We start from the raw sequence: 13,850 nt of genomic DNA, 5'->3' as shown, positions 1-13,850 counted from the left end.
AAGTGCCGGCCGCCTGTTCCCTATCGCGGAATCATTGCGGCTGACATGCGAGCGACAACCATGACGACCCGATCATGACCATCCGATTGCCTGTCTTCCGCCTCCCCCTCCTCGTGCTGGGCGCCGTGCTGGCCTCCATACTGGTTCTCGCCGGCGCACCTGCGCGTGCGCAGAACATCGTGGTCATGGTCAACGGCGATCCCATCACCGATTTCGACATCGAGCAGCGCTCCAAGCTCGACCAGCTGACGACGCAGAAGGCCCCGAGCCGGCAGGACGTCATCAACGTGCTGATCGACGACAAGATCAAGCTCAAGGAAGGCAAGAAGTACGGCGTCGATCCCACCGCTTCCGACATCAACCAGTCCTACGAGGGCATGGCGCAGCGCATGCGCATCTCGCCCGATCAGCTCACCAAATCGCTCGAGGTCAAGGGCGTGCGCCCCGAAGCTCTCAAGAATCGCATGAAGTCCGAGATGGTCTGGACCAGCCTCGTGCGCGGCCGCTTCAAGGAGAAGTTGCTAGTCAGCGAGAAGGACGTCGCCGACAAGGTGCGGGAAGGCGGCGACGAGAAGCTTCAGATCGAGGGCACCGAATACAAGATGCAGCCGATCGTGCTGATCGTGCCGCGCGGCTCGTCCGCCGCCTTCCAGGAGACGCGGATGAAGGAAGCCGAGCAATATCGCTCGCGTGTCGGAAGCTGCGAGGAAGCCAATTCGCTGTTCCGTTCGACGCCGAACGCCACCATCCGCGACAGCGTCACCAAGACCACCGCCGACCTGCCGGAGGCGCTGCGCAAGGTTCTCGACGACACCGCGATCGGCCACCTCACGGCACCCGAAGTGACCAAGGCCGGCATCGAGATGGTCGTGCTTTGCTCGCGCAAGCCAACCACGATCGATACGCCGAAGAAGCGCGAGATCCGCGAGAAGATGTATACGGAGAAGTACGAGAAGACCCAGAGGGTCTATCTCGACGAGCTCCGTAAAGCGGCGATGATCGAATATCGCAACCACTGATGGCTGCTCCCGCAAAGCCCCTTGCACTGACGCTCGGAGAGCCCGCCGGCATCGGCCCCGACATCACCATCGCAGCCTGGCTCAGGCGCCGCGAGCTAGGCCTGCCCGCCTTCTATCTGCTCGGCGACGAGGCGCTGATCGCGCAGCGCGCCAAAGCACTCGGCGCCGAGATCAGGATCGCCGCAGTGAGCCCGGGCGACGCCGAGAGCGCCTTCGCCGACGCCCTGCCCGTGGTTGCGACCGGCGGGCGTGCGACCGCTGCGCCCGGTAAGCCCGACGCCTCGAGCGCACCGGCAGCCCTTGCCTCGATTCGCCAGGCCGTCAGCGACGTCCGTACCGGCCGCGCCAGCGCCGTCGTCACCAACCCGATCGCCAAGAGCGTGCTCTACCGCGCGGGCTTCCGTCATCCCGGCCACACCGAATTCCTCGCCGAGCTCGCAGCCACCGATGCCAGCGTGCCGCAGCCGGTGATGATGCTGTGGTCGCCGCGGCTCGCCGTGGTGCCGGTGACGATCCACGTTTCCTTGCGGGAGGCCCTCACTCAGCTCACGAGCGAGCTCATCATCTCGACCGTGCGCATCGTCGCGACCGAGCTCACATTACGCTTCGGCATTGCGCGGCCGCGGGTCGCGGTCTCCGGCCTCAACCCGCATGCCGGCGAGGACGGCTCGCTCGGACATGAGGAGCAGACCGTGATCGCGCCGGCGCTGAAAGCGCTGCGCCATGACGGCATCGACGCCAGGGGACCGCTGCCCGCCGACACCATGTTCCACGAAGCCGCGCGAAACACTTATGACTGCGCGGTCTGCATGTATCACGACCAGGCGCTGATCCCGATCAAGACGGTGGCGTTCGACGACGCCGTCAACGTCACGCTCGGCCTGCCCTTCATCCGCACCTCGCCCGATCACGGCACCGCCTTCGACATCGCCGGCACCGGCAAGGCCAATCCGGCGAGCCTGATCGCGGCGCTCAAGCTTGCGAGCCGCATGGCGGCTGCAAACAGCTGATGAGCGCGATCGACGACCTCCCGCCGCTTCGCGAGGTCATTCGCCAGCACGCTCTGTCGGCCCGCAAATCGCTGGGCCAGAACTTTCTGCTCGATCTCAATCTCACCGCGCGCATCGCGCGCGCGGCAACGCCGCTGGAAGAGAGCACCATCGTGGAGATCGGCCCGGGCCCGGGCGGACTGACGCGCGCACTGCTCGCGCTCGGCGCCAAACGCGTCATCGCGATCGAGCATGACGAGCGCGCGATCCCGGCGCTGGATGACATTTCCGCGCGCTATCCCGGCCGGCTCGAGATCGTGCATGGCGATGCCATGACCTTCGATCCGCGTCCGCTGCTTGGCGGAGAGCGCGCGAAGATCGTCGCCAATCTGCCCTACAACATCGCGACCCAGCTCCTGATCAACTGGCTCACCACCGAGCCCTGGCCGCCCTGGTTCGACATGATGGTGCTGATGTTTCAGCGCGAGGTCGGCGAGCGCATCGTCGCGCGCGAGGACGAGGAGGCCTATGGCCGGCTCGGCGTGCTCGCCAACTGGCGCTGCGAGACCAAAATCCTGTTCGACATCTCACCATCCGCCTTCGTGCCGCCGCCGAAGGTCACCTCCTCGGTCGTGCGCCTGGTGCCGCGCGCGGAGCCTCTGCCGTGCGATCGCAAGATGCTCGAGCAGGTCGCCGCCGCGGCCTTCGGCCAGCGCCGGAAAATGCTGCGCCAGAGCCTGAAATCGCTTCAAGCGGATCCCGCGCGGCTTGCGCAGGCGGCCGGCGTCGATGCGACGCGGCGTGCCGAGACCATTCCCATCTCCGGCTTTGTTGCCATGGCGCGTGAATTGGCGGATATACGAGCCGAAACGTGAGAATGGAAATTCCGGAGGAAAGAAAATGGCGGTGATGCGCCGGCAGTCGCTGGTCACGTTCGATGCACCCTTGTGCGAGACCATCGTCGATACGCCCAAGCCGCAAGGACGTGAGGTGCTGGTGCGCATCGAGCGCTGCGGCCTCTGCCATTCCGACCTGCACATCCAGGACGGCTATGCCGATCTCGGCGGCGGCAAGAAGCTCGACACCACGCGCGGCATGACGCTGCCCTTCACGCTCGGCCACGAGATCGCCGGCGTCGTCGACGAAGTCGGCCCCGACGTGGCGGCGGGTCTCGTCGGTTCGAAGAAGGCGGTGTTTCCCTGGATCGGCTGCGGCCAGTGCCGCGACTGCAAGAATGGCGACGAGAACCTCTGCGCCAGGCAGCGCTTCCTCGGCGTCTCCATCGACGGCGGCTTCGCCACCCACGTGCTGGTGCCCGACGCAAAGTATCTGCTCGATTACGATCCGCTGCCCGTCAACCAGGCCGCGACCTTGATGTGCTCCGGCGTCACCGCCTATGGCGCGCTCAAGCGCCTGGTCGACCGTCCGCGCCAGCGCAACCTCTTGCTGATTGGTCTGGGCGGCGTCGGCATGATGGGCCTGTCATTCGCGCAAGCCATGTTCAAGCAGCCGATCACGGTCGCCGATCTCTCGCCGGCCGCCCGCGAGACCGCGCTGAAGAACGGCGCGGCCAACGCCTACGATCCGTCCGAGCCCGACGCGATCAAGCGCATCCTGAAGGAGACCGATGGCGGTTTTGACGAGGTCGTCGATTTCGCCGGCAACGAGAAGTCGATGGCATTCGCGGTCGCGGTTGCCGCGCGCGGCGGCAAGGTCGTGGTCTCCGGCCTGATGGGCGGCCAGTTCACGCTGCCGATGGTGCAATGGGTCTACAAGCGCCTCACGGTCGAGGGTTTTATGGTCGGCACGCTTGCTGAGGCGCATGAACTGATGGCGCTCGCCCGCGCCGGCAAGATCAAGCCGACACCGATGCGCGAAGAGCCGATGGGCGATGTCCAGAAATGGATCGATGAGCTGCGCGCGGGCCACGTGGTCGGCCGCATCGTGCTGAAGAACTGAGTTTCGAACGGCGGCGGGATACGCGTCTCGCCCCCGCTTTCGTCTTGCTCGATTTCTCGGCTCGACGTTCGTCGCTGAAGGAGACACGCACGCCTTCGCACGAAGCCCGGCGCGTGGAACGGCTGCGGCTACACCGCGTTGGCAGCGCATGTCCATTCGCTGCACCATCGAAAGCGCGCCCTCGGTACGCCGAGGGTGCAGGCCGGCGGTCCATCGGGCACTCAATTTCGAAATTCCGTAGTTCTCCGGACGAGAACAAAGTTCGGGGCGTGGCCCTCGTGCAACGCAGCACGCTCTTCCGGATTCGGCGCCAATTTTTCGATTTCCCGGAAGCCGTTGGTCGGCCCTTCCGCCCGACGCGGCCCGTCGCTGGCAGCACGCCAACGCCTGCCGCCATCCCAGTTCCGCGGATGGATCCGGGCGCCCCGCCCCCAACTTGCCGAATTCCGATAGCCTATTCCCCCGAAACTTGCGTAGAACCAAAGCACAACTTGCATTGGAATGCGAACAGCCGTTCAATGGCAGCATAAGCCAACAGCACATTGCATCACCTGTGGTTTTGAGTGGAATGCAGACCTTTCTTGTCATTCTGGGCATCTGGCTCCTGATCAACGTACTCTTCGTCGTGATCATGATCCCCCCGCGCAAGCCGCGAAAATCTGACCAGCCGCGATCGTCGAGCACGCTTGCGCCTGTCCCGATCGGCCAAAATGCCTACGCGTTCGATGAGGACGAAAAGGTCTCGCTACGCCACACAATCATCGCCATTGCGATGGGTGCGCTGTTCTCCCTGACGCCGCCTCTTCTGCAAGCCGTCGACGACATCAAGCGGATGATCGGCAAATACCGCAAGCCGTTGCAGCACGCCGAGATGGAAGGCGACGGGCGATCCCTCGATACGGCCCTGAAACAGCTCCGCTCCCGCGAGACTCAGACACCGGCCGATGGATCGTCATCCGGCGAGCAGGACGGCTTGAAACATTAGAGCCGCGTCCTTCCATCACTTCGCTCTAAAAATTGGAACGCCGCGAACCGCCCGCGCGTTGGCTTCTCGTCAAGGCAACGACGGAATCTGAATCGCATGACGAAGCCGCTGACAAAGACGGTGCGGCCAGTTCCAGACGAAAACCAGAGTCACAAGGGCGCCGGCAGCGCGCCGACCGTTCCCGTCGACACCACCAAGGGCCACCGCGACGACGAGAAGCAGAACATCCGTGAGCAGGCAGCCCACGGCAACTTGACCCAGAATACCAGCAACCGGCGCATGGGATAGGCGCAGAAATCAGGGGGATCAAACAGGAGACACGAACTTGGTCAGTCCAGACAACAAATGGTACGATCCGATCTCAGAGCGCTGGATCGCGCCGCGCGAACTCCACGCCGCAGCACCATCTCCCCACGCCAGCGAGAACCACGTCCTCGAGCTTCAGAGGAACGTCGAAATCCAGCGCATCTGGCGCGCGTTGGTCGATTGCTGCGCAAGGAAGTGATGCTCTTGGACGAGCGTGGCGGAACGCACCACCTGCCGCGCCATTATCACCCCGCATGACCGATCCCGCATCATCAGCAAGGCCCGTCGCAACCGCGATCCGCTATCTCTCGATCATCGCCGGCTGCGCCTGCCTGCTGCTCGCCGCGATCTGCTTCGCCATCGCCTGCCAGGTCTTCATCCAGACCGGGGTGTTCGCGCAATCCTACGCAATGGTGGGATTGATCAGTACGGTGCTGGGGCTTCTCGTTCTAACGCTGGCCCGTGTCTGGAATGGGTTTCGCAAGGGCTCAATCCATCCTACGAGCTGAAGCTGGGGAGACGATCTTTGCTGCGCAGTGACGCTCGGGGTACCTGGACCGCGAGCAAGCAATAGCGCCGGCAAAAAGCCTGAATTCGCGGTGGAACCAACGCCGTGCGGGCCCGATTCAGGCCACATCCTCTCCGGATTTGCGGCTCATTGCCACCTAAGTCTTTGTTGAGAAAGGGAAGGTAACGAGTTGCATGATGCGTAACCGGGAGACCAGAATGGGCAACCGCACGGCAAAGTTTGTATCCGCGCTGATCGGCAGCATCATTGCCGGCGCGCCGTTGGCCGCTGTCTCACAGAACGCGCCAAGCGCCCCCAGTGCGGCGAGCACGGCGAATGCCGCGAGCGACTGTCTCGCCTCACCGAAGGGTGCCACGCCGCAGGGCCAGCACTGGTTCTATCGGCTCGAGCGCGCGACCAAGCGGCAATGCTGGTATCTGCGTGCCGAAGGCGCCAAGGCGACGCAGAGCGCGCAGGCGACGCAGGGCGCGCAGGAGGCGACGGCCGATACGCCGAATGCAGCTCCAGCCGCGCCGCAATCGGTGCAGAATGCGCATGCTGAATACATCGCGCCGCAAACCCGTGCCGCAGCAAGCGCGCCGGCGCCGGCCGCAGCCTCAACACAGCAGTCTCCCGGCACCGCTGATGCCAATGCAGCGCAGCCCGCCGTCGCCACGCGTTGGCCCGACGCCGCAGCCGCTTCGCCTGCACCGCAGCAGCCATCACCTGCGACGGCTGCCGCACCTGCAGCGGCGCCCGCACGGCCGAGCGCGACACCCGCCGCATCCCCTGCCCCGGTGACGCTCGCCGCGGCCGAAGCGCCCGCCGACAAGCCGACGGGCTCGCTCCAGATGCTCCTGCTCGTCATCGGGGGCGCGCTGGCGCTCGCCGGCCTCCTCGCCAGCATCATCTACCGCTTCGCCGGCGGACGCGTCCGCGTCCAGGCCGGCGACCATCGCCGCGTGAACTGGGACCAGCGGGATCACGGCGACAGCCGCGCGCCCTGGCTCAATGACGCGCCTGCCCCGGCGCCGCGCGCGCAACGGCCGCGACCGGTGGACTTCGACGCTGGGCGTCCCCAACAGGCGCAACTCGCCGCATTCACCAACGAGATCGGCAGGATCGCAGCACGGGGCCGCCCCGCCCCGCTCGCAGCAGCAGAACCTGACGAGACCGAGATCGAGATATTCGACGGGGAGCTCGAGATCGAGGCCCCGGCACCGCAGTTGGCTGCCGCCGCCCCCCATGACGCAGCGCCGGCTGGTCACGATGAAGCGACACCCGACGACGAGGATGCCGTCAACATCGACATCATCACGGCGATGCTGGAACGGCTGGCGCAGGAAGGGCCGCGGCTGCCGCAGCCTAGCCTTGAAGCTGACCTTGCAGACCTCGCACGAATCCAACGAGACCGGTCCGCCGCTCGCGCTTGAGTCGCTCGGCCTTCAGGATCGACTGCACCTCGGCGAAGGCGTCATCGACATTGTGGTTGATGACGATGTAGTCGTACTCGGCCCAGTGGCTCATCTCGTGGCTGGCACGGCTCATCCGATTGCGGATCACCTCGTCGGAATCCTGCGCACGCGAGTGTAGCCGCTTCTCGAGATCGCCGGCCGACGGCGGCAGGATGAAGACGCGAACCACGTCGACGCTTGCTTTCTGGTGCAGTTGCTGCGTGCCCTGCCAGTCGATGTCGAAAAGCACGTCCTGTCCGGCCGACAGTGCAGCCTCGACCGGCGCACGCGGCGTCCCGTAAAGATTGTCAAACACGGTGGCCCATTCGAGCAGTTCGCCCTGTTCCACCATCGTCTCGAACCTGGGCTTGCTGACGAAGAAATAATCGCGCCCCTCGACCTCTCCCGGCCGCTTCTGACGTGTGGTCGCCGACACTGACATCTTCAGGCCGGGCTCCCGCTCGAGCAACATCCGCGACAGCGTCGTCTTGCCCGCGCCCGATGGCGAGGACAGCACGAACATCAATCCGCGCCGCTCGACACCGTCAGTACCGCCCGTCGTCATCGATCACTCCAGATTCTGGACCTGCTCGCGAAATTGCTCGACCACGTTCTTCATGGCGAGCCCGGTATTGGTCAGCTCGATGTCGTTCGACTTCGAGCAGCAGGTGTTGACCTCGCGGTGAAACTCCTGCGCCAGGAAATCGAGCTTGCGCCCGACCGGGCCGCCCTTGCCGATCAGCTCGCGCGCCTGCGCGATGTGGGAGGCGATGCGGTCGAGCTCCTCGCGGATGTCGGCCCTGGTTGCGATCAGGATCGCTTCCTGCATCAGGCGCTCGGAATCGAAACGGTCGGAGGTGTCCAGCAGCGTTGCGATCTGCTCGGCGAGCCTGGCCCTGATCGCCTCCGGCTTGCGGCCCGGGGCGGCCTCGGCCTTCTTCGCCAGCACCTCGACCTCGTCCACGCGCTGGGTGAGGATCTGCCCGAGCGAGGTGCCCTCGCGCTTGCGCATCTCGACGAGTTCGGCGAGCGCCTTGTCGAAGGCGTCCGCTGCAGCTGCGCGCGCGGCCTTGTCCTCCTCCTCGTCCCCCTCGGGCTCGGCGACCTCGATCACGCCCTTGATGGCCAGGAGGCCGTCGACGCTCGGTGCGACCGCGTCGACCTTGCCGGCGATGACGGAGGCGGCCTTCAGAACGGCATTGAGCACGTCCTCATTGACGCGGACGGAGGTGGCGGCATTGGCGCGCTTGACGGTGAGATTGGCGTAGACGGTGCCGCGCGACAGCAGCTCGGCGGCGCGCTTCTTGGCATAAGCCTCGAGCTCGTCGAACCCCTGCGGCAGCCGCACCCGCAGGTCAAAGCCCTTGGCGTTGACCGACTTCAATTCCCATTCGAACGTATACGGCCCGCTCGCGCCGTGGCTTCGGGCAAAGCCGGTCATGGACGACAGCGCCATCAGGTCAAATTCTCCGGAAACATGGGATTCGCGAGGCCAACAGGCCAGGCGAATCTTAAGACTATTTTGCAGGAAAGTGGAATCCGCAAAGTCCCGTAGGCAGGTCTGCGCAAGGGCTGACGCCGGACCAAGGCCTAGCGCTGGATCACCGGCGGCGACGGCTGCACCGCGCCCTGCCGCGCGGGCGCCGGACCAGCGGGCCGCGCCGGCGGCTTCTTCTGCTGGGTCGGCTTGGGCGTGGTCGCGGTCGGCGCCGTATCGGCGGCCGCAGGCGCCGCGGCGGCCGGCGCCTGTACGTCGTCGGCCGGCTCGACCGTGTCGTTCTGGATCTGCTTCTCCATCGCGCGCAGCTTGGCGACGTTCTTCTGGTGCGCGTCGTAGGTCTCGGTGAAGGCATGCCCGCCCGACCCGTCGGCGACGAAAAAGAGGTCGCGGGTACGGGCCGGATTGGCCGCAGCCTCAAGCGAGGCGCGGCCGGGGTTGGCGATCGGGCCCGGAGGCAGGCCCTCGATCACATAAGTGTTGTAGGGCGAAGGCTGCGTGATCTCGCTGCGCTTGATCGGGCGTCCCAGCGTGCCCTTGCCGCCGACAAGGCCGTAGATGATGGTCGGATCGGACTGCAGCTTGATCTTCTGCTTGAGGCGATTGACGAACACGGCAGCGACCCGGCTGCGCTCGTCCGGCTTGCCGGTCTCCTTCTCGACGATCGAGGCGAGCGTCTCCAGCTGCTCCGGAGTCTTGACCGGAAGATCCTGGCTGCGGCGCTCCCAGATCTCCGCGAGCACGCGCTTGTGCGCCTGCTGCATGCGCTGGATCACCTGCTCGCGCGGGGTCCCGCGCGGGAACTTGTAGGTCTCGGGCAGCAGCGTGCCTTCACGCGGCAATTCGCGCACGCTGCCGGTGAAGATGTCATTGTCGGACAGCCGCGCCACGATCTGCTCGGAGGTCAGGCCTTCCGGAATCGTGACGGAATGCTGCACCACCTTGCCCTCGACGATGGTGGCGATGACATCACGCAGGGATGCGTTCTTCTGGAACGAATATTCCCCCGGCTTCAGGTCCGAGCTCGCCTTCAGCGCAGCCACCGCGGCGATGAACACCCACGGATTGACATCGGTCACGCTTTCCCTGTTCAGGGTCTCGGCGATGTCACGCTTTCCGGCGCGCTGCGGAATGTTGACGATCTTGTCGTCCTTCAGCGGCCCCGGCGCCTCGAGCACCTGCCGGCCGTAATAATAGACGCCGCCGGCGCCGAGCATGGCAATCAGCAGCAGAGTGATGATGGCGTTGCCGACCACGACAAAGGGATTACGCGCCCGCTCCGAACGCTTCGGCGGCGGCGGGACCTGCTCGGGCTCGAGCGCTGCCCGGGGACTCCGGGGCGAAATGGGCGGCCTTTCACTCATCGAAGCAACCTGAATCCTGCCGGTTCAATCGCAGCCTGACAATCGCTTGCCGAGCCAAATGCACGCGCCCACAGACATGACTATCGCCGAATACGGCAAAACGGTGGATTCGTCGCAAACACAAACTATTGGGCCAGACGCCGGATGATCACCGACGCATTGGTACCGCCGAAACCAAAAGAATTCGACAACGCGACGTTCACCTCACGCTGCTTCGCCTTATGCGGCACGAGATCGATCGCGGTCTCCACCGACGGGTTGTCCAGGTTGATGGTCGGCGGGACCACATTATCGCGAATCGCGAGGATGGCGAAGATCGCCTCGATCGCGCCGGCCGCACCGAGCAGATGGCCGGTCGACGATTTGGTCGAGGACATCGCGACTTTGGACGCGGCGTTGCCGAGCAGCCGCTCCACCGCGGCGAGCTCGATCTCGTCGCCGAGCGGCGTCGAGGTGCCGTGCGCGTTGATGTAGTCGAGATCGGACGCGGTGAGGCCGGCGCGCTTCAGCGCGGCCGACATGCTGCGGAAGCCGCCATTGCCATCGGGGGACGGCGACGTAATGTGATAGGCGTCACCCGATAGACCGTAGCCGATCACTTCGGCGTAGATCCTGGCGCCGCGGCGCCGGGCATGCTCGAGCTCCTCCAGGACGAGGACGCCGGCGCCCTCCCCCATGACGAAACCGTCGCGGTCCTTGTCGTAGGGACGCGAGGCCTTCTCCGGCGTCTCGTTGAAGCCGGTCGACAGCGCGCGCGCGGCGTTGAAGCCGGCAATGCCGATACGGCTGATCGGCGACTCCGCGCCACCGGCAACCATCACGTCGGCATCGCCAAGCGCAATCAGGCGCGCGGCGTCGCCGACCGCATGGGCGCCGGTCGAGCAGGCCGTGACCACCGAATGGTTCGGCCCCTTCAGCCCGTGCTTGATCGAGACATAGCCGGACGCGAGATTGATCAGGCGGCCCGGAATGAAGAACGGCGACACGCGGCGCGGGCCGCGCTCTTTCAGCAGGATCGCGGTATCGGCAATGCCGTTGAGGCCACCGATGCCCGAGCCGATCATGGTACCGGTCGCGCATTTGTCCTCTTCGGTCTCGGGATGCCAGTTGGCATCGTCGAGCGCCTGGCCGGCCGCGGCCATGCCGAAGATGATGAAGTCGTCGACCTTGCGCTGGTCCTTCGGCTCCATCCAGATATCGGGATTGAAGCTATCGTTCGACCCGTCGCCGCGCACGACGGTGCAGGCGTATTTGGTCTGCAGATCGGAGACATCGAAGCTCTCGATCCTGCGCGCACCGCTTTCGCCGTTGAGGATGCGTTTCCAGGTCGGCTCGACGCCGCAGCCGAGTGGCGACACCATGCCGAGACCAGTGACGACAACCCGCCTCATATCCGAAAACTCCGCATCGAAAGATTCACGGCCAATAACAAGAAACCGGCTGACCGCTGCGAAGCGGCCCGTCCGGTTTCAATGTTGTCCCCGCGAAAATGAAGAGCTTAGCTCTTCGCGTTCTTCTCGAGAAACTTCGTGGCGTCGCCGACGGTGAGAATCGTCTCCGCGGCGTCGTCCGGAATCTCGCAACCGAATTCTTCTTCGAACGCCATCACCAGTTCGACGGTGTCCAGACTGTCGGCGCCGAGGTCGTCGATGAAGCTCGCTGCGTCGACAACCTTCTCGGGTTCAACACCAAGGTGTTCGACCACGATCTTCTTAACCCGTTCGCCAATGTCACTCATTGCATAACCTCGCGTTGTTCCCTGTAGACCCGACCCCCCGGGACGATACGAGCCGTCGTGGTCGTTGACTGCCTTCGCTTACGAACTTTGAATTGGCCCCACCTTAATCGATGGAGGCCCGGCGAACGACGGCCAAGGCTCCGCATCGCCAATATACAGGGTTTCAAAAACCTGCAATGGCGTTCTTTGCCCATCCGTTGAAGGCCCGGTTATCATACTTCAACTGCCTTGACTACACGCCTCAATTCGCTCCGGAAACGGCCGTTTGCCGCATCCTGCCCATGTGGGCAGTGCGAAACGAATTGTCAGATCATCGCCATGCCGCCATTGACGTGGATAGTCTGGCCGGTGACATAGGCTGCTTCATTCGAACTCAGGTAGACCGCGGCCGCCGCAATGTCCTCGGGCGTCCCCAGGCGGTTAGCCGGAACCTTGGTCAGAATCGTCTCGCGCTGCTTGTCGTTGAGCGCATCCGTCATCGGCGTCTTGATGAAGCCGGGCGCGATGCAGTTCGCGGTCACGCCGCGCTTGGCGTATTCGGCGCCGAGCGTCTTGATCATGCCGATCAGGCCGGCCTTCGATGCGGTGTAATTGCCCTGCCCGGGATTACCGGTGACGCCGACGACCGAGGTGATGGCGATGATGCGGCCGAAGCGCTTGCGCATCATCAATTTGGTGGCGGCACGCGCCAAGCGGAAGGTCGCGGTCAGATTGACGTTGATGACCTCGTCCCAATCCTCGTCGCGAAGCTGCACGAACAGATTGTCACGCGTGATGCCGGCATTGGCAACGAGAATGTCGACCTGCCCCATCGCGGCTTCCGCGGCCGGCACCAGCGCCTCGACCTCGTCGGCCTTGGAGAGATTGCAGGGCAGCACATGGGTGCGCTCGCCAAGCTTGCCGGCCACCTCATCCAGCACTTCCTTGCGCGTTCCAGAGATCGCGACGGTGGCGCCCTGTGCGTGCAGCGCCTGTGCGATCGCGCCGCCGATGCCGCCGGTCGCGCCGGTGACGAGCGCCTTTTTGCCAGTCAGATCGAACATCGAATACTCCTCTAGCCCTGCTTCGCAGCGGCCATTGCATCCTTGGCGACGGCAATATCGTTCGGACCGCCCACGGCAACACCGACGGCGCCGTCAGCGATACGTTTGACGAGTCCCGTCAGGACCTTGCCTGCGCCGATCTCGAAGAAGCGGGTGACGCCCTGCCCCACCATGTAGGCAACCGACTCGCGCCAGCGCACCGTGCCGGTGACTTGCTCGACCAGGCGGCGGCGGATCTCGTCGGGATCGGTGATGGCGCTTGCCAGCACGTTCGACACCAGCGGCGCAGCCGGCGCCTTGATCGTGACCTTGGACAGCGCCTCGGCCATGGCGTCGGCGGCAGGCTGCATCAGCTTGCAATGGAACGGCGCGGACACCGGCAGCAGCATGGCGCGCTTGGCGCCCTTGGTCTTGGCGATCTCGACGGCGCGATCGACCGCGGCCTTGTCGCCGGAGACAACCACCTGGCCGCCACCATTGTCATTCGCAGCCTGGCAGATCTGGCCCTGAGCCGCCTCCTTGGCGACCGCCATGGCCGCGTCGTAATCAAGGCCGAGCAACGCGGCCATCGCGCCGGCGCCGACCGGCACGGCTTTTTGCATTGCGAGACCGCGGATGCGAAGCAGCCGCGCGGTGTCCGAGATCGTCAGACTGCCGGCAGCAGCCAGCGCCGAGTATTCGCCGAGCGAGTGGCCGGCGACGAACGCCGCATCCCGCCCCACGGAAAACCCGGCTTCAGCCTCCAGCACGCGCAGGGTGGCCACAGACACCGCCATCAGGGCGGGCTGGGCGTTCTCGGTGAGCTGGAGGGTTTCGGCCGGGCCATCCCAGATGGTGGCCGTCAGCTTCTCTCCAAGCGCGGCATCGACCTCATCGAACACGGCGCGCGCCGCCGGAAAGGCGTCGGCCAAGGCCTTGCCCATGCCAACCGCCTGGGAACCCTGCCCCGGAAATGTGAATGCTGCCGTCATCGGCGCTCCCTGGATC

The 13,850-nt window shown here is 65.1% G+C and carries 16 protein-coding genes; 9 read left to right on the top strand and 7 right to left on the bottom strand.

Annotation, left to right across the window (positions count from 1 at the left end; all coding sequences use genetic code 11):
* Positions 1-74 precede the first annotated feature (74 nt).
* The 9 genes from ABID58_RS28265 (at position 75) to ABID58_RS28225 (ending at position 7,199) form a co-directional block, all read left to right on the top strand.
* Positions 75-1,019 (top strand): peptidylprolyl isomerase family protein, encoded by a 945-nt coding sequence (locus tag ABID58_RS28265; protein ID WP_148752953.1) that lies wholly within the window; start codon positions 75-77, stop codon positions 1,017-1,019.
* Positions 1,019-2,029: a 4-hydroxythreonine-4-phosphate dehydrogenase PdxA gene (gene pdxA / locus ABID58_RS28260; RefSeq protein WP_354036098.1), complete on the top strand. Its 1,011-nt coding sequence runs from the start codon at positions 1,019-1,021 to the stop codon at positions 2,027-2,029. Before ABID58_RS28265 ends, pdxA begins: the two co-directional genes overlap by 1 nt.
* Positions 2,029-2,883: a 16S rRNA (adenine(1518)-N(6)/adenine(1519)-N(6))-dimethyltransferase RsmA gene (rsmA, locus tag ABID58_RS28255; RefSeq protein ID WP_148752951.1), complete on the top strand. Its 855-nt coding sequence runs from the start codon at positions 2,029-2,031 to the stop codon at positions 2,881-2,883. The genes pdxA and rsmA overlap by 1 nt, the downstream gene beginning before the upstream one ends.
* 25 nt (positions 2,884-2,908) lie before the next feature.
* On the top strand, positions 2,909-3,967 hold the full coding sequence (locus tag ABID58_RS28250) for an alcohol dehydrogenase (RefSeq protein ID WP_148752950.1): 1,059 nt from the start codon (positions 2,909-2,911) through the stop codon (positions 3,965-3,967).
* A 469-nt stretch (positions 3,968-4,436) separates the two neighbouring features.
* Positions 4,437-4,952, top strand: a complete 516-nt coding sequence (locus tag ABID58_RS28245) for a phosphonate metabolism protein PhnM (RefSeq protein ID WP_354036096.1) — start codon at positions 4,437-4,439, stop codon at positions 4,950-4,952.
* Between the two features lie 96 nt (positions 4,953-5,048).
* Complete coding sequence (locus ABID58_RS28240) at positions 5,049-5,240, top strand: hypothetical protein (RefSeq protein ID WP_148752949.1); 192 nt, start codon at positions 5,049-5,051, stop codon at positions 5,238-5,240.
* 37 nt (positions 5,241-5,277) lie between these two features.
* Complete coding sequence (locus ABID58_RS28235) at positions 5,278-5,457, top strand: hypothetical protein (protein ID WP_148752948.1); 180 nt, start codon at positions 5,278-5,280, stop codon at positions 5,455-5,457.
* Positions 5,458-5,512: 55 nt separating this feature from the next.
* The gene (locus ABID58_RS28230; RefSeq protein WP_354036094.1) at positions 5,513-5,767 is read left to right on the top strand and encodes a hypothetical protein; all 255 of its coding nucleotides are present in this window, start codon (positions 5,513-5,515) and stop codon (positions 5,765-5,767) included.
* A 217-nt stretch (positions 5,768-5,984) separates the two neighbouring features.
* Positions 5,985-7,199, top strand: a complete 1,215-nt coding sequence (locus ABID58_RS28225) for a hypothetical protein (RefSeq protein ID WP_354036093.1) — start codon at positions 5,985-5,987, stop codon at positions 7,197-7,199.
* On the opposite strand, the gene gmk is transcribed toward ABID58_RS28225, so the two are convergent.
* The 7 genes from gmk to fabD all read right to left on the bottom strand — a co-directional run bounded on the left by gmk (position 7,132) and on the right by fabD (position 13,834).
* The gene (gene gmk, locus ABID58_RS28220; protein ID WP_354036091.1) at positions 7,132-7,785 is read right to left on the bottom strand and encodes a guanylate kinase; all 654 of its coding nucleotides are present in this window, start codon (positions 7,783-7,785) and stop codon (positions 7,132-7,134) included. The genes ABID58_RS28225 and gmk overlap by 68 nt on opposite strands.
* Positions 7,786-7,788: 3 nt before the next feature.
* The gene (locus ABID58_RS28215) at positions 7,789-8,676 is read right to left on the bottom strand and encodes a YicC/YloC family endoribonuclease (protein ID WP_354036090.1); all 888 of its coding nucleotides are present in this window, start codon (positions 8,674-8,676) and stop codon (positions 7,789-7,791) included.
* 134 nt (positions 8,677-8,810) lie between these two features.
* The gene (mltG, locus tag ABID58_RS28210; RefSeq protein WP_354036087.1) at positions 8,811-10,082 is read right to left on the bottom strand and encodes an endolytic transglycosylase MltG; all 1,272 of its coding nucleotides are present in this window, start codon (positions 10,080-10,082) and stop codon (positions 8,811-8,813) included.
* A 125-nt stretch (positions 10,083-10,207) separates the two neighbouring features.
* Positions 10,208-11,473: a beta-ketoacyl-ACP synthase II gene (fabF, locus tag ABID58_RS28205; RefSeq protein WP_148752943.1), complete on the bottom strand. Its 1,266-nt coding sequence runs from the start codon at positions 11,471-11,473 to the stop codon at positions 10,208-10,210.
* 107 nt (positions 11,474-11,580) lie between these two features.
* Positions 11,581-11,820, bottom strand: a complete 240-nt coding sequence (locus ABID58_RS28200; RefSeq protein ID WP_008130699.1) for an acyl carrier protein — start codon at positions 11,818-11,820, stop codon at positions 11,581-11,583.
* A gap of 305 nt (positions 11,821-12,125) precedes the next feature.
* The gene (gene fabG, locus ABID58_RS28195; protein ID WP_148752942.1) at positions 12,126-12,863 is read right to left on the bottom strand and encodes a 3-oxoacyl-[acyl-carrier-protein] reductase; all 738 of its coding nucleotides are present in this window, start codon (positions 12,861-12,863) and stop codon (positions 12,126-12,128) included.
* Between the two features lie 11 nt (positions 12,864-12,874).
* Positions 12,875-13,834, bottom strand: a complete 960-nt coding sequence (gene fabD, locus ABID58_RS28190; protein ID WP_354036086.1) for an ACP S-malonyltransferase — start codon at positions 13,832-13,834, stop codon at positions 12,875-12,877.
* Between the last annotated feature and the right edge of the window lie 16 nt (positions 13,835-13,850).

The organism is Bradyrhizobium sp. S3.2.6, assembly GCF_040546885.1.
GTDB classification, from domain to species: domain Bacteria; phylum Pseudomonadota; class Alphaproteobacteria; order Rhizobiales; family Xanthobacteraceae; genus Bradyrhizobium; species Bradyrhizobium cytisi.
The sequence above is the reverse complement of the archived record's forward strand: the minus strand, read 5'-3'. Positions and strand labels throughout refer to the sequence as shown.

Bases quoted from the DNA above. Each gene is read 5' to 3' on its own strand.
- ABID58_RS28215 (WP_354036090.1), bottom strand. From the start codon at position 8,676: ATGGCGCTGTCGTCCATGACCGGCTTTGCCCGAAGCCACGGCGCGAGC.
- ABID58_RS28225 (WP_354036093.1), top strand. From the start codon at position 5,985: ATGGGCAACCGCACGGCAAAGTTTGTATCCGCGCTGATCGGCAGCATC.
- ABID58_RS28250 (WP_148752950.1), top strand. From the start codon at position 2,909: ATGGCGGTGATGCGCCGGCAGTCGCTGGTCACGTTCGATGCACCCTTG.
- ABID58_RS28230 (WP_354036094.1), top strand. From the start codon at position 5,513: ATGACCGATCCCGCATCATCAGCAAGGCCCGTCGCAACCGCGATCCGC.
- ABID58_RS28265 (WP_148752953.1), top strand. From the start codon at position 75: ATGACCATCCGATTGCCTGTCTTCCGCCTCCCCCTCCTCGTGCTGGGC.
- gmk (WP_354036091.1), bottom strand. From the start codon at position 7,785: ATGACGACGGGCGGTACTGACGGTGTCGAGCGGCGCGGATTGATGTTC.
- mltG (WP_354036087.1), bottom strand. From the start codon at position 10,082: ATGAGTGAAAGGCCGCCCATTTCGCCCCGGAGTCCCCGGGCAGCGCTC.
- fabG (WP_148752942.1), bottom strand. From the start codon at position 12,863: ATGTTCGATCTGACTGGCAAAAAGGCGCTCGTCACCGGCGCGACCGGC.
- ABID58_RS28240 (WP_148752949.1), top strand. From the start codon at position 5,049: ATGACGAAGCCGCTGACAAAGACGGTGCGGCCAGTTCCAGACGAAAAC.
- pdxA (WP_354036098.1), top strand. From the start codon at position 1,019: ATGGCTGCTCCCGCAAAGCCCCTTGCACTGACGCTCGGAGAGCCCGCC.
- fabD (WP_354036086.1), bottom strand. From the start codon at position 13,834: ATGACGGCAGCATTCACATTTCCGGGGCAGGGTTCCCAGGCGGTTGGC.
- fabF (WP_148752943.1), bottom strand. From the start codon at position 11,473: ATGAGGCGGGTTGTCGTCACTGGTCTCGGCATGGTGTCGCCACTCGGC.
- ABID58_RS28200 (WP_008130699.1), bottom strand. From the start codon at position 11,820: ATGAGTGACATTGGCGAACGGGTTAAGAAGATCGTGGTCGAACACCTT.
- rsmA (WP_148752951.1), top strand. From the start codon at position 2,029: ATGAGCGCGATCGACGACCTCCCGCCGCTTCGCGAGGTCATTCGCCAG.